Source organism: Streptomyces sp. 6-11-2 (genome assembly GCF_006540305.1).
Taxonomy (GTDB): Bacteria; Actinomycetota; Actinomycetes; order Streptomycetales; family Streptomycetaceae; genus Streptomyces.
Map to the genome: position 1 here is coordinate 339,186 of NZ_BJOR01000002.1, position 18,466 is coordinate 357,651.

Here is an 18,466-nt window from a genome sequence, read left to right on the forward strand (position 1 = left end):
CTTCAGTGCATATGTCCCAGTATGGCGACTCCGTGATTCGCGCTGAAAGGGCCTGATGGGGTGGACCACGTGCTGTGTGGTGGGCGGCGGGCCCGCCGGAATGGGTCTCGCCCCGCTAGTGGCCCGGGCCGGAATGGGGTCACTGTCCTGACACTGAACCGCTGACTTGTACGGCGACAGTGGTGCGCGACTGGTTCACCGTCACCGCCGACCAACCGAACCGGTGCCGTGGATCGGCTGGCCGACGCCGGGCCATGTGCCGGGGTCACACCCAGAGAGGGGGCCGCTACCGTGGGCCCATGCCCCACGCCTCCGCGCTCCTCGTCATCGACATGCAGAACGCCCTGGTGGCCATCGCGTACCGGGCCGCCGAGACCGTCGCCGCCATCGCCGGGCTCCGCGAGCGCGCCAGAGCCGCGGGCGTACCGATCGTGACGGTCCAGCACCAAGGCCCCGAGATGGAGGCCGGGAGCGAGGGCTGGCGCTTCGTGCCCGAACTCGCGCCCGCCGCCGACGAGGCGGTCGTCCACAAGACCAGTGCGGACGGCTTCCTGGACACCGATCTCGACAAGACGCTGAAAGCGCTGGGTGTGACCGAGGTCGTCGTCACCGGGTTCGCGACCGAGATCTGCGTGGACACCACGGCGCGGCAGGCGCTGAGTCATGGGTACGACCTGGTACTGGTCGCCGACGGGCACACCACGTCCGACCGGCCCGGCGCGGGCGAGTACGTCTCGCCGAAGCAGTCGATCGCGCACCACATCGAGATCTACCGGCACATCGACTTTCCCGGGCGGAGCATTCGTGTACTGCCCATGTCCGAAGTGGACTTCGCTGCGGCAGGCGACGGCCGCCCGGACGTGGAAGCCGTCATACGCGCAGTCGTCCACCTCCAGCAGGCCCGCCCCGCGTAGTTCGGCGAGTAGGGTCTCGCGCATGCGCGGCCAGACCCCGGCTTCGGTCCGGTCTCGAAACCGGTGCCGAGTGCGCGTGCGCGGCACGTCTCCGCGCGATCCGGGCACGGCCCGAGACGACGACCCGCAGCCCTTCGCCCCTCTGGACGGCCGGTGGGAGTGGTTCGCGTCCCGGATGGCCGCGTGTGGAAACGCGGTCGACGGACGCCTCGTGTGTCCACTACCGTCCGTGGCTGTGAGCAGCAGACTCCGTGAGGTCGCGGCGCGCAACGCCCGCATCGCCGAAGAAGGTTCCTACCGACTGGAGGACGGTCGCAGGGTCGAGGTGCGTGAGACGCTCGCCGCGGCCCGTTCGGGGACCGTCAGCTACGCCCCCGCCGCCTTGCGGCAGCTCGCCGCCGAGCGGTTTCCGCTGACGCACCGCACCGCCTTCACGGTCACGGCGGAGAGCAGCCTGCAGGCGGCACGCCGACTGCATCTGGCCGGGTCCGGACACATCGCGGTCCTCAACTTCGCCTCCGCCCGCAACCCCGGCGGCGGTTACCTCGGCGGCGCACGTGCGCAGGAGGAGGATCTGTGCCGCACCTCTCTGCTGTATCCGTGCCTGCTTGAGGCTCCCGACTACTACGAGGCACACCGCGCGTCCACGGACCTGCTCTACAGCCACCGCGTGATCTGGTCGCCCGCGGTCCCGGTGCACCGGGGCGATCGCGGTGAGTTGCTGACCGAGCCCTACCCCGTGTCGTTCTTGACCTGCCCGGCACCCAACGCCGGGCAGGTACTGCGGCGCGACCCGGGCGCGGGCGAGGGGATCGCCCGGGCGCTGAGCGAGCGCGCCGGGCTGGTACTCGCGGTCGCCGCCCACCACGGGGTGAGCGAGTTGGTGCTGGGTGCGTGGGGATGCGGCGTGTTCCGCAACGACCCGGAACAGGTCGCCGACGCCTTCCACGCGCACCTGGCGGCCGACACGGGCGCGTACCGGGACGTGTTCGCGAAGGTCGTCTTCGCGGTGTGGGACCGTACGCCGCAGTCGCCGAACCGGGCCGCCTTCGCCGCCCGGTTCGGCGGATAGCCGGCCGCCGCGGGCGCTGTGCCCGCAGCCGCGCAGGCCCGGTCCCGCGTCCGCTGCTACGAGTGCCGTGCCGGGCCAGCGCCGGCCGTGCTGCGGGGGAGGGCACGCCCGACGGCCGAACGCCATTGGGACACCGACCACATGCGACGACCCTGCCCTCACGACCCTGCCCTCTGGCACGCCCGGGCTGCAGCGCATTACGCGCTCCCGTGAGCTGCCGTGAGCTGCCCCGGTCTGGGCATCTGCGGCCACACCAGCAACACGTCGCTCACACCGTCCTGTTGACGCGTGTCAATGATGATCATAGGCTCCCTCGCCGTCGGCTCCGGCGCGCACCCGGAATCCGGATTCCGTCCGTCTGCGCGCGGCCGCCCCTTGTCGACCCGTCGACGGCGGGTCCGGGGCCGCTGCTCGACAGCACCACCTGCACCGCCCCGTACCGACGACTCCGGGAGCAGCAAGTGAGAAGACGTCGTGCGGCCGCCTGGGCCGCCTCAGCAGCCATCACCACCCTCGCAATGACCGGCACGCTCGCCGGACCCGCCACCGCGGCACCCGACACCACATCCGGGTCCTCCACCGCAGGGCAGGACCGGTCGGAGGTGGCCACCGCGACCGACCCCGTCACGCACGAGGAGAACGACCGCGTCCCGGAGGGCTCTCTCTGGACGCAGCACTACTTCCCTTCCTCGGACGGCAGTGGGGTCGAACTGCACGCCGACGTGCTGCGGCCGGCAGGCCTGCCGGCGGACGCGAAGACGCCGGTGATCCTGTCGGTGGGCCCGTACTTCTCCCACGCGGGGGAGAGTTCTCCCGCGGGGTGGGACCGGGTCGGGCCATCGGCGCGCTTTCAGGATTTCATCGACGGGGCGCGGCTCATGGAGCGTGGATACACCTTCGTGATGGTGGACCTGCGCGGCTTCGGTGGCAGCACCGGGTGCCTGGACTTTCTCGGCCCGGGGGAGCAGGCCGACATCAAGGCGGCCGTCGAGTGGGCAGCGAGCCGGCCGTGGTCGACTGGCAAGGTCGGCATGTACGGCAAGTCGTACGACGCCAACACCGGGTTGGCGGCCAATACCCTCAAGCTCAAGCCGCTGCGGGCGATCGTCTCCCAAGAACCGACGTGGAACAGGTACAACTACCTGTACAGCAACGGGGTGCCGCGGTCCAACGTGACCAGCACCCCGCGGAGTTACTACTCGATCGCGACGATGGCGCCGCTGGCCGACGACAGCGACCACTACAAGGCGAACGCGGGGTACGAGAAGAACCACCCCGAGTGTGAGACCGACAACCTCACCAACACCCAGAACCCCGACCCGAAGTCGCCGTTCTGGCGGGCCCGCGATTTCGCCTCCCGCGCCGCCGGATCCCAGACGCCGCTGTTCGTCACGTCGGGCTTCATCGAGGACAACACCAAGCCGGAGGAGATGCAGAAGTACCTGGCCAACCACCAGGGTCCGCAACGCGGTTGGCTCGGCCAATGGGAACACGTTCGCGGTAACGAGACCAATGCCAAGGGCCAGCTCAAGATGGGACGGGCGGGCTGGTTCGACGAGGTGATGCGGTTCTACGAGCAGTACCTCCGCGGCATCGAACCGTCGGTGACCGACCCGGCGTTCTCCCTCGAGGACAGCCTCGGCCACTGGCGCGCCCAGCCGACCTGGCCGGTGACCAACGACTCGTACAAGGTGCGGCTGGCGCCCGGGCGGTACGTCGACGACGGCGGCAAGGCGCAGAAGGCCGCCCTGTCGATGACGGCGCCGGAGTCTCAGGGCGCGGACATCGAGGACGCAACTCAGGCCGGCTCGCTGACGACTGAGCAGACGACTGGGCTCAGCGCCGACGCCCCCGCCAACAGTTACTGGACCTGGTCCACGCCCGCCGCTGAACAGGTGCGGATCACGGGCAGCCCGCAGATCACGCTGAAGACCAGGGGTCAGGGCAACGTCTGGGCCCGGCTGTGGGACGTCGCGCCGGACGGCAAGGCGACGATGTTCAACGAGAACGTCGCACTGCTGGAAAGCAGCGGATCAACCTCCTTCGCCCTGAAGGCGACGGACTGGACCTTCGAGCAAGGACACCGGCTGGGGGTCCAGATCGGAACCATCACCTCAAACGGCTGGCGGAGCGTTCCTTCGGGTGAGACGATCACGGTCTCCGACGCACGGCTCGGCCTTCAGGTGCAGGACCCGCGGTTCGACTCGCCGACCCAGGGTGACCGCTCGCCGTACCTGGACACGTATGTGAGGGCGAACACCACCACGCTGAACAACGTCGGCACCCCCACCTTCCCGCTGGGCATATCAAAGAACGGATGACCCAGCGGCTGCCCGGCACCCGTCTGTGCGGGTGCCGGGCAGCGTGTCGACTCGGCCGGCCGGCGGCCCAGTCCTGGGGCGAACGCTTCGGAGGGAGCCCGCCCTCTCGCATGACAGCGGCTCGGCTGCGCGCCCTGGCCCGCGACTCCTTCGAGGCGCCCTTCCTTGACGACGACGAGGCGCGTCGTGCACGTCGTCTCGCCGAGGTCGAGGCCACGTCTTCGAGGCGGCCGGGGCGGAGTAGCGCTCCGGCTCCTCAGCGGGTGCCCGGGCCCGCCTCCACGGGGGCGAGTCCGCGAGGGCCCGCGGTGCCGAACGCCTGCCGGTCCGGCGCCGGTCCGGCGACCGGCACCTCGATCTCGACGACCGGCTGTTCCGGGGCACCCACCTGGGGCACCGTGCCGGACGCGGTGCCTGTCGTGGCCGCGACCACCGCGGCCGGGGCGCCGCCCCGGCGCCGGACCGCACCGGAGACGAGCGGCCGGCCGCCGGCGTGCAGGGCGACCGCCGTCAAGGGCAGCGCAAGCAGGAGCAGCCCGGCGCCCAGCACCAGGCCCATCGCCGGGTAGCCGGCGCTCGCGGACAGCAGGCTTCCGACGAGCGGGCCGCACGCGGTGCCCAGGGAGGACGCGGATCCGGCCAGCACCGCCCAGCGGCCGCGCGGGTCGAGTGAGGCCGCCAGTCCGATGAGGTAGGAGAGGACGATCGGGTAGACGGTGTTCCAGGCGATCTCGCCGGTCGCGAACGACGGCAGGTCGTCCGCCGAGGCACTGACCGCGATGCAGCAGGCGATCAGTGCGGTGCCCGCTCCGATCGGCAGTGCCCGCCCGAGCCGCGCTCCGAGCGCGCTCGCGCCGATGACGCCGAGCAGCCCGGCGCCCAGGGCCGTGGCGAAGACCGCGCCGACGGTGACCTCTCTCAGCCCTGCCTGATCCAGGCCGATGCGGCCGCTCACACCCCACAGCGAGTTCTGCGCCATGGACCAGAACAGCATCGAGCCGGCGAGGACGAGTCCCGCGCGGCGGTAGGGGAGCGGGCCACGCGGCGCCGCCGAGTGACCGGGCGCCACGGCACCGGCGAGTCGGCCCGTCGCGGGCCACACCAGCAGCGCGGTCAGCGCGATCGCAGCGAACGGCAGCCCGTGTCCGGACCCGAGGTGGGGGATCGTCAGATACACGGTGCCGGCGAGCCCGGAGACGCTCAGCAGCCCGAAGGTCGAGGTGCGGTGCGGGTCGCGCTGGGCCGCGATGCCCGACGCGGCGACCGTCGTCGCCGTGCCCGAGCCGAAGCCGCCCGCAATCGCCCCGGCGACCACCACCGGCACACTGTCCGACAGGGCCGCACAGCCGTAGCCGAACGCCGCGAGCAGCAGCCCGGAGCGGGCCAGACGCCGTGGCCCGAACCGCTCGACGCGTGCCGCGAGCGTGAAGCCCGCCGTGGCCGAACTCAGCAGCAGCGCACTGCCGACGAGCCCTGCCTGCGCGGGCCCGAGGCCCAGCCGGTCACCGAGGCGGCCGACGACGGTGGGCAGCAAATAGGGCGCGAGGTATCCCGCCATGAAAAGGGCGACGAGGGGCCAGGAGGAACCGCGCGAGAGCGCGGGCGCGGGGGAGGACACGGGCGTTCCCAGGGCATGCGAAAGCGACAGGGGGAGGGTGGAGAAAGAAGGGGGGATGGGCGACCGTCGACGGACAGGAACGCGAGGCAATTTGTATCAAGCGCGGGCATGCGCAAAAAAGGCAGGGTGATGTGATCTGCGTCACGTTGCGTTTGACAGTGAGAGCCCTGGGCAGAAGTGACGCCCCGTCTGGTCCGGTGGGGCGTGTTCGTGCAGGTCAGCGACGGTTCAGAGACGGAGTGGGCAAGACACGGTGGTGGGGGACGGGCCCGGCGTCAGCCGTGATCGCAGGGGTCGTAACCTGCTCGGGTGGACGACTCCTCCTGCTTCTGCCTCCTGTGCGCCCCTCCTCCGGACGGCCCGGCCTGGGAGGAACGTGATGGCCGCATAGCCGCAAGCGTTTCCGAGTTCGGCTGGCACGTGATGGGTGTCGGCGCCGGGGGCGATGCGCCGGCGGACTGGGCCTACTCGATCGGCTTGTGGCACACCCTGCGCAGCCCTGAGGTCTGCATCTTCGGCCTGCGGGTCGAGACGATGATGCCCATCCTCAACGTTGCGGGCGGAGAGATCCGTAACGGTCACCCACTGGAAGCCGACCAGGTGCGTGACGACGTCCTGAACGGCTACCCGGTGACCGTCCGGCCGGTCCACCCGAGCTGGTACCAGGACTTCTTCGGTGCCGGGATCGACTACTACCAGGCTCCTCCGCTTCCGGTCATGCAACTGTTCTGGCCGGACAAGGAAGGCCGCTTCCCCTGGGACGACCAGGTCGAAGACTACTGCCGCGCGAGCCAGCCTCTTCTGTGGATCTCAAAGGAGGAAACCAGCGGACCGTGGGCCGATCCCGACTGAGGCCGACCCTCGGTCCTGGGCGACATGGCCTGGTGATGAGCCCCGCTTCAGGAGTTCGATCCGTGGCTGCCCCTGGCGGGGAGGCCTGGCATTACCGCGGCCAGACGGGAGTGCTCGTGTACACCCGTGTCCGGCGCCGTTGATGCCAGTCGTGGGTGTCAGGCTCCGTCAGCGGGCAAGTGGCGTGTCTCGGACTCAAGGTGGCCGAGCCCGAACGGAGGTTGAGAAGATCCTGGCATGCAGTTTGACGACCCTGTCGGCTTGAGCCGCGTATGCACAGAACGGCTCGGTGAGAAGGCTGGCCGGCAGTTTGCTGCCATGGCCCGCCGCGGCTTTCGGCTGGTCCGCTCAACGGAAAGTACCCAGGCCACTGGTCAATGCCGACTCGGTGGGCCTGCTCTCCTCGAACCGGCGACCCGCTGGCCCGAACAGGGTGGGGTGCCGCTGTCCCTGCACGCCGTACTGGACACCGACGCCCTCGCTGCATGGCTCGGCAATGAACTGCCCATACGGCCTGGCCTGCTCAACTTCTTCTACCTCGATCCAGACCTGCCGTACGAAGAGTACTGCAAACTGGACATGTTCGAATCTGAGGTATGTCGCGTCATTCCCGCCGACCCGGCACGGGCAGTCGAGACGACGGCGCCCGAACCAGCGAGAAGCTACCCGGCGATGCCCGTCCACGCGGCTGAGGTGACCATGCTCCCGGACTGCTGGGACGTCGAGGACGAGGACGTGGAGTTCGACAGGGACCAGCACTGGGGAGCGGCATCGCTCATTCTCGGCGAGATGGGAGATCTCGACGGGAACACCGCCGGCAGTCACTGCGCCTTTGGCTGGCCGGACACCTCGTACACCATCAAGGTGTCGTCCCGCGGCGCCGACGGCCCCGCAGTCCATCTGCTCCAGCTTGCCGAGGACACCGAACTTGGATGGGGGTGGGGGGACGCCGGAACGTTGTACTTCACGATCCCGGTCGAGGCACTCGCGACCGGCGACTTCAGCAAGGCAGTGGCACAGGTCCTCTGCTGTTGATCCGCACAGCGGAAGATCGTTGCCGGAGCCGCATCACCGTCGTCCCAATGCCTCGTGTTCCCCTGGTTCTTCGCACGGTCCGGCACGGGGGCGGCTCTGCGGACTGTGCGGCATGACGGCGGCTGGTCCGCTCCGGTAGCCCTGGACCGTGAGATACGCGCAGGGTGGCGGGTTGACCGACGCCGTGAGGGCCACGAGGGAGTGGGTCCGGCTGCAGGCCGCGGAACGCTTCGAAGACGGGCAGAAGAACAGGGAGATCGCTGCCGCACTGCGGGTCAGCGTGCGGCCTCCCGCGCGCCACCACCCTGGGCCGTCTGCTGTCCCGCATCGACGGTGACGCCCTCGACGACGCCATCGGTGTCTGGCTCGCCCGCCACGCGGCCGACCCGGTCGAGGACAACCAGCTGCTGGTGGGCCTGGCCGCCGATGGCAAGACCGTACGCGGCAGCCGCAGCGGCGACCAGAAAGCCGTTCACCTCCCCGCCGCCGTCCTGCACGAGTCCCAGGCAGTGATCTCCCAGCGGCAGACCGCCGCGAAGAGCAACGAAATCCTCGCCTTCGTCCCGCTGCTGGACCAGCTCGACCTGCACGGCCACGTCATCACTGCCGACGCGATGCACACCCAGACCGACCACGCCGAGCAGATCACCTCCCCGGGTGCCCACTACATCCTCGTCGTCAGGGGCAACCAGAAAAGCTCCGCAGTCAGCTGCGGCGACTGGCCTGGCGCGAGGTCCCGCTTCAGCACCGCATCCGCGAACGGGCGCACGGGCGCGGCGAGATACGCCGCCTCAAAGTCTGCACGGTCCAGCCGGGTCTGCTTTTCCGCACGCCGTACAGGCCGTCGAGGTCAAGCGCCGTCGCACGAATCGCACGACCGGGAAGACCACCGTCAAGACGATCTACGCGGTCACCAGCCTCACTTCCGGGCAGGCCACCGCGTCCCAACTTGCCGAACTGATCCGTGGGCATTGGCAGGTCGAGGCCCTGTACCACGTGCGGGACGTAACCTTCGCCGAGGACGCCTCGCGCGTCCGCACCGGAAACGCGCCCCGCGCGATGGCAACCTTCCGCAACCTCGCCATCGGCCTCATCCGACAGGCCGGCTGGACGAACATCGCCGCCGCCAGCGACCACTACCGATCACGGACCGACCACGCACTCCAACTACTCGATCTTCAAACCTGAGAACACATCAGCCCTGCCTGCACATTCGCCCCTGAAATCCGACCTTGCAACAGTCCTGCTGGGCGTGATGCGCGCGTTCAACACCAATTCGTGACCCCCGCCCTCGGCGAGGCAAGCCGAACTCCGGCTGCAGTCCTTGACTGGCCGTTCTCTATCCGTCCGTGTGGTCGGTGGGAGTCGAACAAGGGCCTGGTTCGGGTGAGTCGGCCGGTGCGGATGCATGGAAGAAGGGCCTCTTGGTAGCTCGCGGTTGTCGAATCCAGCGAGATGCAAGAGGCCCTGTTGTTGAAGTGTCGCGTGGTCGCGGTCGCCGAGTCCAGTTCGTCCATCCGTGGGTGTGACTGTCTCGCCCATCGGTTCGGGAACGCAGCCGACCAGCCGGCCCGCCGGCCCCGGTACGGCTCGGACATGAGCGATGCCGAGTGGGCACTGGTGCGGGATCCACTGGACTGCGGCGGTGCTGGTGGAGGAACTGGAAGCGGAGCTGGGTGGTCCAGTCGGTGAGGTGGCCGGTGTAACCGCCGTCGGCCCAGACCCGCGAGAGCCTCCGGAAGCGGCCCTTCGCCGCGGACAACAGGATGCGGGCGGCGTCTCGGTCGGTCGTGGAGGCCGGCGTGACCAGCACGCCCAGGAGGAGTCCGAGGGTGTCGGTGAGCAGGTGGCGCTTGCCTCCGTTGATCTTCTTCCCGGCGTCGAAACCCCGCGAGGCGTGGGCGACGGTCGCGTCCGCCTACACCGACTGCGAGTCCACGACCGCCGCACTCGCCTCCTCCTCACGGCCCTCGGCGCCACGGACGGCTCCGCGCAGCCGGTCGTGCAACTCGGCCACCAGCTTCTGCCGCGCTTCCAAAACCGCCCGCATCGACGGCATCTGCCACCCCTACGACATCTCGGCCAGTAACGGCCTGAGACTTCCGCGACAGCTGCGATCTCATGTCCGACCAGCAGAAGCCGCACACGAGGTTCGGATAGAGAACGGCCTCTGACAGTGCCGGTCAGCGAGGTGCTGCCACGCCGGGCGCTACCACCGGCGTCTTCATTGGATGGACCAGAGAGACGACGATTCTCGCGGGTGCTGGTTTTTCAGTGAAGTCAGCATGACCCCTTACAAATTCGTAGTCGTTTGTTCCACCCGTGACCGCCATCCGGAAACCCGAAGTGCCAGCCTTTTGGGTGACCAGTGCCTCCAGCATGATCTGACCTTTTTTTGGCAGGTCCAGCGCGGCGTGACAGATGCTGGTGAGCGTGTTGGGAGCGGTACTGACAGCAGTGATTTTGCAGTAGTACGAGAATTTTCCGTCGCCTACTCTGGTGTTCCTCTCACTAACTTTCCCGCTGCCGCCGAATTCGTCCCCCGCCTTCTTTGATGTAAACGGATACCCGTACTGCGTGGTTCCAGTGACCGTCAGGTATAGCTTCTCTGTACCGACATCCCTGGTAGCAGCTGTTCCTGGCGAGGCGGTGGCCGGCACGCCCATCAAAGCAAATGCCGCACTGGCGACCACGCTAATGGTTCTCGTTTTGTTCACTTTCTGATTCCCTAACCCTTCTTTGAGGGGCTTGCATTCGAGTTTCCCGATCAACTGAACGTGGGATGCTGCTTTCCTGTAATCCGAAAACGGTGCAGATCCTCTGAGGTTTGGTCAAAGACGCCTGACCAGCGATCTTGTGATTGCTGTGTGATCGGGAAGGATTCAGTTCAGGCAAGACCGCCGTTGCCGAACACTACCTGGCCGTTTACCCAGCGTCCCGGCCCTGCGAGAAAGGCCACGATCTCGGCCATGTCCTCGGGGCGCCCCAGACGCTCGAGCGGTGCGGCCTTGGCGAGGTTGCTGATGGTTGTCTCGTTCTTGTCACCGAAAAGCATCGAGGTGGCAGTGGGGCCGGGGGCGACAGCATTGACCGTGATGTCCTTGCCACGCAGCTCGCGGGCGAGCACCAGGGTCATTGCCTCGACAGCCGCCTTGCTCGTGACGTATGCACCGTAGGCGGGGTATTGTGTGCGGGTCATGGAGGTGGAGAAGTTGATGATTGCTCCGCCGGCGCGTAGTTTCCGGGCCGCCTGCCGGTCGACGACGAACGTGCCGCGGATGTTGGTGCGGTGGATCTGGTCGAGCTCAGTCAGGTCCAGGGCCGCGATTGGTCCAGGCCGCATGACACCGGCGGTGTGCACGAGGACGTCGATTCCCCCGAATTCAACTTCGACTTCATCGAAGGCTGCGGCCATCGCGTCCTCATCAGCGACGTCGCCGGCGACTGCGATCGCCCGACCGTCACTCGACGTGATCTCCTCCACCAGGCTGTAGGCCGTTTCCTTGTTTTCTGCATAGTGAACGCCTAGACAGAACTTGTCTTCCGCCAGCCGTCTGACGATGGCGCGGCCGATCCCGCCGGACCCGCCAGTGACGAGGGCGACACGGGAGTAAGGACTCTGGAACATTCCCGTTTCCTCCTTAACGAAATACGGGACCTTAAAGAGACCCGCACTCGGCGATTCCGATTCCGGCTGCATGCATTTACTGGTTGGGTTATGCCACAGGGGCAGCGGCTGCATTTCTATGAACTGTTGAGATTGAGACATCCCACGCCTGGGACATCTCCTCAAGGGCGTCGATGCTTGATCCGCAGATAACCGGACGCAGAGAGTCGAATTTCTCGTCGCTCCACTTGTAGATGTCCAGTGCGAGGAGCCGGTCGATGACCTCCGGATCGAAGCGCTTCCGGACTTCCCGTGCAGGACTGCCGGCCACAAGGGTGTAGGGCGGCACATCGCGGGTGACTACACTTTGAGCAGCGACTACGGCGCCTTCGCCTAGAGTTACGCCAGGCATGATCATGGCGCGCATGCCAATCCAGGCACCGTCCTTGATCACAGTGTCTCCCTTTCCCTGGTAAGCGTCGGCGCGAACGTCACGGAAAGGATAGAGACTGAACCAGTCTGTGCGATGAAGATGGTTGCCGCCCATGAGGATTACAGCTTCGGCTCCAATGCACACGTAGTCGCCGATATATAGTTGGTCGATGGGCCAGGGTGGCGTCCAGTTCCGGTTCGCTCGGCTGTAGGCATCTCCGTGGAGGTAACGCACCACGGACCCCTCGAAGTCGCCGGACCAGGCGTGACTGTAGTAACTGCGGGTTCCTGTCACGTGAATGTTGGGGTTGGTTACGGCCTCATGGAGGTACTGCGGCCTCGACCAGTGATAACCATCAGGCATAGCGATGCTGCTTTCGGCTAGAAGTGGATAGGATCCCTGATTTCAGACGAAGCGATAATTCGCATAAGGGTAATAATGTCACACAGGAGAGTTTCCCTGCCTGAAGTGGATTCCTTGATTATTAACTGCTGGTAGACCATGAGTACCCGGATCTCTTGCGCACCTCTCCACCTCCTCCTCTTTTCACCCTAAGGGAGCAATCAAGTTCTACGGGGGTGTTGATGTCCCAGGGCTGCCGCAAAGTCCTGCGCGTAGACGTTTCCGCTGATGAGAGGCACGTGCCTGGACAGAGCTGATGTGTTCTCAAGTTTCAAGATCGAGTGGTTGGAGTGCGTGGTCGGTCGGTGATCGGTAGTGGTCGGTGGCGGCGGCGATGTTCGTCACTCCAATAACACCGCGACATGGACGAACGGCACCTACACATTCATCGTGAGCACCACGGCCGAACTCCTGAAGATCGCCAAACAACTCACCCCGTGAAACCCGAGGTCACCACCGCCAACTCTGCAGCCCGAAAATGAAGTTCCCCCGTTGACAGAGCGATTGCACAGTCGGGTTGATCTTTATAGACGTGCTGATCGCGGGCACGTGACGATGGCTGGTGGGTGCGTCACCAGGACTGATGGTTCCCGCTTGGCGAGATGGACTGATCAGGCGCGTGCGTACTGAGGCGGTCCGAGGTGTCCGGGCTGGAGGCGACGAACGCGACCCCCGATGATCAAGGTTGTCGAAGCCTTTGATCACGAAAAGGGGTCGCGCTCGCGTGTCATCCTCCCTGATCGGTGTCCTGCAACGTCACCGCGAGGACGTCGACTTGTCCTGCTCACCCGCCGAACTGTCCGACCTGACCTCGTTGTCGACGGTCCTGGACCGGCTTTCCGATCCGCGGCGCGTAAGAGGCCGCCGCTACCGGCTGGGCTCTTTGCTTGCCCTGTGCTTGCTCGCGGTCCTCGGCGGGGCCACCACACTGGCCGGCATCGCACGGTTCGCCATCGACTCCACCCCTGAGGTGCGCAAACGGATCGGGCTGGACCGTCTTCCGCGTGCCACCACCCCTGGGCCGCCTTCTCTCCCGCGTCGACGGCGACGCCCTTGATGACGCCGTGGGCGCCTGGTTTGCCCGGCACTCCCGTGACCCCGTCGAAACCGGTCCGCCCGAACTGGTGGGACTGGTCGTCGACGGCAAAGCCGTGCGCGGCAGCCGCGACGGCGGCAAGAGCGCCATCCACCTGCTCGCCGCCGTCCTGCATGAGAACCAGACGGTGATCTCACAGCGGCAGATTGCCGCGAAGAGCAACGAGATCCCCGCCTTCGCCCCGCTGCTGGAACGGCTCGACCTGCGGGGACACGTCATCACCGCCGATGCGATGCACACGCAGACCGATCACGCCGAGCAGATCAGCGCCTAGGGCGCCATAGCGGCGAAGGAGAACGCTGTTTTCCTCGGCCCGCCGGGCACCGGCAAGACACACCTCGCCACGGGGCTCGCTGTCCGCGCCTGCCTGATGGCGCACTCCCATTCGTTCCCATGCAAGGCCAAAAAGCCCCTCGGAGATCACTTCCGAGATGCCTTCCTGGTGTATCGCACCTGGTCAGGCATGGTGCCCCCGGCAGGATTCGAACCTGCGACACCCGCTTGAGGAGTTCGATCCCACCCCGGCGTGGCCGCGGTCCACCGCGCGCACGGGTACCGCATCTGGCTGCTGATTGTCACCGCTGTCCCTGGTTGTTGATGTCAACGTTGGACGTCAGAGCAACAACTCCGGCACCGGACAGGCCTCCAGAGGCGGTGGCCCACGAGTGGGTCAGTGTGCTGCGTCACGATGGCGTCCCGCTCCGCGGCCGACCAGGGTGAAGACGGCCAGGGCGACCGTCGCCGCGGCCCCCGTGGCCAGGGCGTCCGCAACGGACCGACCCAGACCCGGACGCAGGACGTCGACGAGAGCGAACAGCACGGCAGCCCCCGCGAGGCCCGCCGCGACCGCGGCCGGCCAAAAGCGGTGGCGCGCCCAGAACCACTGGACGAGCCCCATGCCGATGAGGGGCGCGACGGGCAGGTGCGGCTCGTCGAGGGCGGCGAGCACGCCGTATCCCAGACCGCTGACCGCCCAGCAGGCAACGGCCACGAGCGCTGCCTCACTCCAGGGGACGGCGCACTTCACGCTTGCCGCCCCTCGTTCGTAGCCCGGGCCCGACGGCGTTCCCACCGCCGGGACAGGAACGCCGCCAGGAGCGAGCCGACCACGAGCGGTCCGGCAACCCAGCGGGTCAGGTCCGCCGGCCGGCCCGGCTCCCCGCCGGCCATCAGGGTCACCGACTCGATGGTGAGGGAGATCCCCAGCAGTACATAGCCGAGCCCCCAGGTGCGGACCACCCACACCGGGCCCTTTATCGGCTCTGGTGGCCGACGTGGCCGGAGCAGGGCCCACCATCCCAACCCCACGCAGCACAGCCCCAAGGCCACGGTGAGCACGTCCATGCCCCTGTCGAACACCTCTGTCACGGTCCCCATCCCCCTCGCGCTCCTCTCTTACCTCCGACAGACCCCACCACGCCAGGCCTCCGACTGATCATGATGACGGCCCGGTCGCGGCCCCTCACCTGCCGGGCACGGCAGACGACCTGCGCGACTGCTTTCCGACACCCGGCAATGTGGGCGCCCTGACGTCACTTCTCATGATCATTCAGGGGTGTCAAGATCACTAACTGCTACCCAACCGCCTGAAAACGCTGCTGCTCGAAGTGAACGAGGCCAGCAGACGTCCGCTCTCGTCCGCGGCTGTCCGTCGGCGTTGTCACGCAGTCAGACACTCGGGGAACAACCCAACTGTGGTGCGCCGGCCTACTCGTACATGGCCGTCGCGTGCAGGGCGCGTGCTCCTCTCTGCTGCTGATGTGATCGGGAGAAGTGGTCATGCGCGGCACCCTACTTGGCGCGCCAACAACCGCGGCAGCGCGGCTACGACTGACGCGACTCGCGTCGGTCGGTGGCTGTTTCCCCAGTGCCGACCCGTTGTGGAGGGGGCCGCCCCATCTATGCCTGCCGAGCCATGAGGGTAAGTGACACCCGCTGTAGGAGTTCGATCTCATGGACGATCTCGCAGTGCGCGGCGGGCACCACGATGTCCCCCGTCTCCACGGGCCGTCCCCGGTCACTCGGCGATGAGGCTTCAGCCCCCGAGGGCGTGTGCCTCCTGGCGGACAAGCTGAAAGGGGCTCTGCGAGACGTACTCCGCGTAGCGATCAGCCGCGGTCACCTCCCGACGGCGAGCGAACCTCACCGCTCCTGAAGGGACGGTCGGCAACGACGGCTGTCGGCTCTGTGGGCCGTCTGCGGGAAAGCGGTCACCGCCTGCGTGTGCCTGCGGTCCGGCTTCCTCACCGCGCTGAACAATCGCCTGGTCATGGCTTATTCACGCGTCTCGGCGGAGTGAGGGGAACGACCGATGGTCGCAGCGGAACACCCGAATCGCAGGGCTCTGCTCGCTGGTGGACTCGCACTCTCCACGGCCGCGCTTGCGGGGTGCTCGTCGACGAGTGCCACCCCACTGGCGACCGGTGCTTCGCCGGAAGTGGGCCCGGCAACGCCCGCCGCAGCATTCGCGAGGCTGATGGACGGCAACAAGCGGTGGGCGAGCGGAGACCTTCAACACCCCGACCGGGATCCGAACCGGCGCCAGTTCGTTGCCCAGGGGCAGAAGCCGTTCGGGGCGATCCTCGCCTGTATCGACTCCCGGGTGCCGCCTGAACTTCTCTTCGACACCGGGCTGGGTGACCTGTACGTGATGCGCACCGGAGGAGAGGCGGTCGAGCCGGTGGTCACGGGTTCTGTGGAGTACGGGCCCATGACGAGTGGCACTCCGCTCATCGTGGTCCTCGGGCATCAGCGGTGCGGAGCCATCGAGGCGGCGTACAAGTCTCTCCATGGCGGCAAGCCGCTGCCGGGCAATCTCGATGCGATCGCCAAGGCTCTGCGTCCGGCGTACGACCAGGCAGTCAAGGAAGGCGGTGCCGATCCGGTCGAGACCATGGCCCGCGCGCAGGCCAAGCTGACCGCAGCCGACCTGCGCTCCAACCAGGACCTGGCCCCACTCGTGAGAAAGGGCAGTCTTGCCGTGGTCGGCGCGTACTACTCCCTCGACACCGGAAAGGTAGAAGTCCTGGCGGGTGCGCCTTCCTGACCGGTCGACTGAGCCACACGTGTATGTGCCAGGCCGTTGATGATCAGCCTGGTCGAGACGGTTGATCGCGCAGGCCTGCTTCTTCTTGCCCTGAGTCACGCCGGGGATCTTGGTGACCTGCGTAGAAACGGTGGCGGTGCCGGTGCCGATGGCTGTGGACTTCGCTCCCCGATGGTCCTCATGGTTCCCTGCACGATCCGGCACGGGTCTGGTACCTCCTGCGGCTGTACGGCGCGTGCGGCTGTACGGCGCACGTCACAGGTGACGGAGGCCCATCTCGGTCATGCCGCCTCCTGTGAGGTTGGGGGCCAGCAGGGGCACCCAGAAGACGGTGATCGCGAGCGCGAGCGAGGCGAGGCCGACGACGCGGGCGACAAGACGACCCCGCGGCAAGCGTTTCTCTGCGGTGACGAGGGCGGCCAGACCCACCATGGCCCACAGATTCATCACACCGAACGCCATGAGCAGCAGCATCAAGGACCAGCAGCATCCCAGGCAGAACGCGCCGTGGTGCGCTCCGGCACGTAGATGGCGTGAGGGGCCGCGGTACGACGCGTAGCGCAGCAACAGGCCGATCGGTGAGCGGCACTTGGTGAGGCAGAAATCCTTGAGGGCGGTGAGCTGATAGACACCGTTGACGGCGAAAACGGCGGCGGCTGCCGCCGTCCCTGTCGTGGGATGTGTGGTTGCGACGTGCGTCGCTACGACGGCTAAGGCGTATGCCGGCAGCCCTGCGGTGGCCCAGACCAGCACGTAGCCGGCGGTGAACGCGATCATGCGCGGTGCCCGGTGCATGGGGGCCGTCCGCGCGTACAACGAGGCGACGGGTGCCGTGGCCGGCAGCATCATCGCGGTCATCATGATCGTCCACATGCCCATGAAGGCGGGCAGATTCCCGGCCATGGTCCGCAAGCCCATGTCCCCCCAGCGCAGTACCGCCCATGCCCAGGCCGCGGCCGCTGTGAGCAGCACCAGCCCGGAATAGCGCGCGCTGTGCCGGACTGCGATCGTTGGCCTGATCACGCCGACCATGAGAAGGGCGCCGAGTGTGCGTTGCGGCCGGTGAAGTCCCATGAACGGCCGTGTACGCCATTGCCGATGGCCCGCGTCGATCGGGCGATCGTCAACGTGCTGTTCGCCGGGTGGAACATGCCGGTCAGCCCCATTACAGGACCCTCCTCGCCGAACTGTGGGGCCACCTGGTCCTCGATCTCGATGTCGATGGCGTCCGCCACCTGCACCGTGTGGCGGCGACCGTCGTCGTGGAAGTCGATGGAAACACGTTCGACGCCGAGGACCTCGCCGATGAGGGGGACGAGCGCCGCCATCGGTCCGCCCACCTGCCCGGAGAAGACCTTGCCCAGCGCGTCCGCCTGGCTGTCGTCGGCCGAAGCGTCGACGTACAGCGCGACCTGCCAGCCGCCGTCGGCCATCACACGGGGCGCGTCGGCGAAGACAACGACGCTGTGGTCCGACACGTCCACGCCGTCGATCTCACCCCGTGCGACGTGGAACGCGAGAGTCACCTGGCAGCGCTCGTTGTCGGCGGGCGCGGTCATACCTGAGGTGGTGCACGGGCACACGGTGTCGCAGTTGCAGCTCTCAAGGTATGTACCGTTCAGATTCCAAGCCATCTCTGTACTCCTGCCGGCGGCTGGGTCACGCGCCTGTCGGCGATGCGAAGTGGGGCTCGGCCGACAGAGCGAAAGACCTGGTGAGGGCGCCGACCTTGAGTGGCGCCTCGACCTCATGAGGAACACGGGGCCCTGGACGCGGGCCGCGCGCCCGCTTGGCCACAAGATCGACACCAGGAAAGCCCCTTGGCCCGAACGGCCGCCCGAATACTTCCCAGGCTAGTCCCGCACTCGCACCAGCACACCACGACCGTCACGCCTGCCTCCACGGCTTCCGGCGACCGAGGGGTGGACAGGCCGTGCCGGATCTACGGCGCCAGGTGCCTTCGGTCGTGGTTGCGAGCGTGTCGAGACAGCCACCGTGGTCGCCCTTGCTAACGTCCGCTTCGCATAAATAGTCCATAAAGGACCGATTCGCACCCGCTTTTGGTTGAGG

General features: G+C 67.2%; 20 protein-coding genes and 1 pseudogene. 11 read left to right on the forward strand and 10 right to left on the reverse strand.

The window, feature by feature from the left end:
* Window positions 1-299: 299 nt before the first annotated feature.
* The 3 genes from TNCT6_RS37655 (at window position 300) to TNCT6_RS37665 (ending at window position 4,307) form a co-directional block, all read left to right on the forward strand.
* The gene (locus TNCT6_RS37655; RefSeq protein WP_141367654.1) at window positions 300-914 is read left to right on the forward strand and encodes a cysteine hydrolase family protein; all 615 of its coding nucleotides are present in this window, start codon (window positions 300-302) and stop codon (window positions 912-914) included.
* A 235-nt stretch (window positions 915-1,149) separates the two neighbouring features.
* Window positions 1,150-1,986, forward strand: coding sequence for a TIGR02452 family protein (locus TNCT6_RS37660; RefSeq protein WP_141367655.1), 837 nt, complete (start codon window positions 1,150-1,152; stop codon window positions 1,984-1,986).
* Window positions 1,987-2,447: 461 nt separating this feature from the next.
* Window positions 2,448-4,307 carry a CocE/NonD family hydrolase gene (locus TNCT6_RS37665; RefSeq protein WP_253266521.1) on the forward strand — a complete coding sequence of 620 codons (1,860 nt, stop codon included), beginning with the start codon at window positions 2,448-2,450 and terminating at the stop codon, window positions 4,305-4,307.
* Between the two features lie 256 nt (window positions 4,308-4,563).
* Here TNCT6_RS37665 and TNCT6_RS37670 read toward each other — a convergent pair whose 3' ends face one another.
* A complete protein-coding gene (locus TNCT6_RS37670) occupies window positions 4,564-5,865 on the reverse strand; it encodes an MFS transporter (protein ID WP_141367938.1) in 1,302 nt (433 codons plus the stop codon).
* Window positions 5,866-6,234: 369 nt separating this feature from the next.
* Between TNCT6_RS37670 and TNCT6_RS37675 the strand changes: the two genes are divergently transcribed.
* The 4 genes and pseudogenes from TNCT6_RS37675 to TNCT6_RS37695 all read left to right on the forward strand — a co-directional run bounded on the left by TNCT6_RS37675 (window position 6,235) and on the right by TNCT6_RS37695 (window position 9,000).
* Window positions 6,235-6,777 carry a DUF4262 domain-containing protein gene (locus TNCT6_RS37675; protein WP_141367656.1) on the forward strand — a complete coding sequence of 181 codons (543 nt, stop codon included), beginning with the start codon at window positions 6,235-6,237 and terminating at the stop codon, window positions 6,775-6,777.
* A 318-nt stretch (window positions 6,778-7,095) separates the two neighbouring features.
* A complete protein-coding gene (locus TNCT6_RS37680; RefSeq protein WP_301184441.1) occupies window positions 7,096-7,812 on the forward strand; it encodes a YwqG family protein in 717 nt (238 codons plus the stop codon).
* A 326-nt stretch (window positions 7,813-8,138) separates the two neighbouring features.
* Window positions 8,139-8,453 (forward strand): annotated as a pseudogene (locus TNCT6_RS42260) (transposase); the annotation flags it as partial.
* Between the two features lie 16 nt (window positions 8,454-8,469).
* Window positions 8,470-9,000, forward strand: a complete 531-nt coding sequence (locus tag TNCT6_RS37695) for a transposase (protein WP_172633297.1) — start codon at window positions 8,470-8,472, stop codon at window positions 8,998-9,000.
* A gap of 151 nt (window positions 9,001-9,151) precedes the next feature.
* Here the strand turns inward: TNCT6_RS37695 and TNCT6_RS41495 are convergent, their stop codons facing one another.
* The 5 genes from TNCT6_RS41495 to TNCT6_RS41825 form a co-directional block, all read right to left on the reverse strand.
* The gene (locus TNCT6_RS41495) at window positions 9,152-9,679 is read right to left on the reverse strand and encodes a transposase (protein ID WP_308789501.1); all 528 of its coding nucleotides are present in this window, start codon (window positions 9,677-9,679) and stop codon (window positions 9,152-9,154) included.
* 51 nt (window positions 9,680-9,730) lie between these two features.
* A complete protein-coding gene (locus TNCT6_RS40335; RefSeq protein ID WP_172633298.1) occupies window positions 9,731-9,871 on the reverse strand; it encodes a hypothetical protein in 141 nt (46 codons plus the stop codon).
* Between the two features lie 124 nt (window positions 9,872-9,995).
* Window positions 9,996-10,529 (reverse strand): hypothetical protein, encoded by a 534-nt coding sequence (locus TNCT6_RS37720; RefSeq protein WP_141367660.1) that lies wholly within the window; start codon window positions 10,527-10,529, stop codon window positions 9,996-9,998.
* Window positions 10,530-10,699: 170 nt separating this feature from the next.
* Window positions 10,700-11,440, reverse strand: coding sequence for an SDR family oxidoreductase (locus tag TNCT6_RS37725; protein WP_141367661.1), 741 nt, complete (start codon window positions 11,438-11,440; stop codon window positions 10,700-10,702).
* Window positions 11,441-11,528: 88 nt separating this feature from the next.
* The gene (locus TNCT6_RS41825; RefSeq protein ID WP_141367662.1) at window positions 11,529-12,215 is read right to left on the reverse strand and encodes a CatB-related O-acetyltransferase; all 687 of its coding nucleotides are present in this window, start codon (window positions 12,213-12,215) and stop codon (window positions 11,529-11,531) included.
* 763 nt (window positions 12,216-12,978) lie between these two features.
* Between TNCT6_RS41825 and TNCT6_RS42265 the strand changes: the two genes are divergently transcribed.
* From TNCT6_RS42265 to TNCT6_RS41830, 3 genes are read left to right on the forward strand one after another with little or no spacing between them, the layout of a single operon-like run.
* Window positions 12,979-13,311: a transposase family protein gene (locus TNCT6_RS42265; protein ID WP_172633299.1), complete on the forward strand. Its 333-nt coding sequence runs from the start codon at window positions 12,979-12,981 to the stop codon at window positions 13,309-13,311.
* Window positions 13,259-13,624, forward strand: coding sequence for an ISAs1 family transposase (locus TNCT6_RS37740; protein WP_172633300.1), 366 nt, complete (start codon window positions 13,259-13,261; stop codon window positions 13,622-13,624). Before TNCT6_RS42265 ends, TNCT6_RS37740 begins: the two co-directional genes overlap by 53 nt.
* Window positions 13,625-13,630: 6 nt before the next feature.
* Entirely contained in the window at window positions 13,631-13,855 is a 225-nt protein-coding gene (locus TNCT6_RS41830; RefSeq protein ID WP_301184442.1) for an ATP-binding protein, read from the forward strand.
* Between the two features lie 165 nt (window positions 13,856-14,020).
* Here the strand turns inward: TNCT6_RS41830 and TNCT6_RS37755 are convergent, their stop codons facing one another.
* Window positions 14,021-14,341, reverse strand: coding sequence for a hypothetical protein (locus tag TNCT6_RS37755; RefSeq protein WP_253266524.1), 321 nt, complete (start codon window positions 14,339-14,341; stop codon window positions 14,021-14,023).
* A gap of 32 nt (window positions 14,342-14,373) precedes the next feature.
* On the reverse strand, window positions 14,374-14,727 hold the full coding sequence (locus tag TNCT6_RS37760) for a hypothetical protein (RefSeq protein WP_141367666.1): 354 nt from the start codon (window positions 14,725-14,727) through the stop codon (window positions 14,374-14,376).
* 1,099 nt (window positions 14,728-15,826) lie between these two features.
* Between TNCT6_RS37760 and TNCT6_RS37765 the strand changes: the two genes are divergently transcribed.
* Window positions 15,827-16,396, forward strand: a complete 570-nt coding sequence (locus TNCT6_RS37765) for a carbonic anhydrase (RefSeq protein ID WP_141367667.1) — start codon at window positions 15,827-15,829, stop codon at window positions 16,394-16,396.
* A 255-nt stretch (window positions 16,397-16,651) separates the two neighbouring features.
* Here TNCT6_RS37765 and TNCT6_RS37770 read toward each other — a convergent pair whose 3' ends face one another.
* Together TNCT6_RS37770 and TNCT6_RS37775 are read right to left on the reverse strand one after the other, a co-directional pair.
* On the reverse strand, window positions 16,652-17,428 hold the full coding sequence (locus tag TNCT6_RS37770; RefSeq protein ID WP_141367668.1) for a DUF2182 domain-containing protein: 777 nt from the start codon (window positions 17,426-17,428) through the stop codon (window positions 16,652-16,654).
* Window positions 17,416-18,030: a DUF1326 domain-containing protein gene (locus tag TNCT6_RS37775; protein ID WP_141367669.1), complete on the reverse strand. Its 615-nt coding sequence runs from the start codon at window positions 18,028-18,030 to the stop codon at window positions 17,416-17,418. Before TNCT6_RS37775 ends, TNCT6_RS37770 begins: the two co-directional genes overlap by 13 nt.
* Between the last annotated feature and the right edge of the window lie 436 nt (window positions 18,031-18,466).

What these genes read in the sequence shown, in the direction of transcription:
- TNCT6_RS37655 (WP_141367654.1), top strand. Translation starts at nt 300, where the DNA reads ATGCCCCACGCCTCCGCGCTCCTCGTCATCGACATGCAGAACGCCCTG.
- TNCT6_RS37670 (WP_141367938.1), bottom strand. Translation starts at nt 5,865, where the DNA reads ATGGCGGGATACCTCGCGCCCTATTTGCTGCCCACCGTCGTCGGCCGC.
- TNCT6_RS37680 (WP_301184441.1), top strand. Translation starts at nt 7,096, where the DNA reads ATGGCCCGCCGCGGCTTTCGGCTGGTCCGCTCAACGGAAAGTACCCAG.
- TNCT6_RS40335 (WP_172633298.1), bottom strand. Translation starts at nt 9,871, where the DNA reads ATGCCGTCGATGCGGGCGGTTTTGGAAGCGCGGCAGAAGCTGGTGGCC.
- TNCT6_RS37725 (WP_141367661.1), bottom strand. Translation starts at nt 11,440, where the DNA reads ATGTTCCAGAGTCCTTACTCCCGTGTCGCCCTCGTCACTGGCGGGTCC.
- TNCT6_RS41825 (WP_141367662.1), bottom strand. Translation starts at nt 12,215, where the DNA reads ATGCCTGATGGTTATCACTGGTCGAGGCCGCAGTACCTCCATGAGGCC.
- TNCT6_RS37760 (WP_141367666.1), bottom strand. Translation starts at nt 14,727, where the DNA reads ATGGGGACCGTGACAGAGGTGTTCGACAGGGGCATGGACGTGCTCACC.
- TNCT6_RS37765 (WP_141367667.1), top strand. Translation starts at nt 15,827, where the DNA reads ATGGACGGCAACAAGCGGTGGGCGAGCGGAGACCTTCAACACCCCGAC.
- TNCT6_RS37770 (WP_141367668.1), bottom strand. Translation starts at nt 17,428, where the DNA reads ATGGTCGGCGTGATCAGGCCAACGATCGCAGTCCGGCACAGCGCGCGC.
- TNCT6_RS37775 (WP_141367669.1), bottom strand. Translation starts at nt 18,030, where the DNA reads ATGGCTTGGAATCTGAACGGTACATACCTTGAGAGCTGCAACTGCGAC.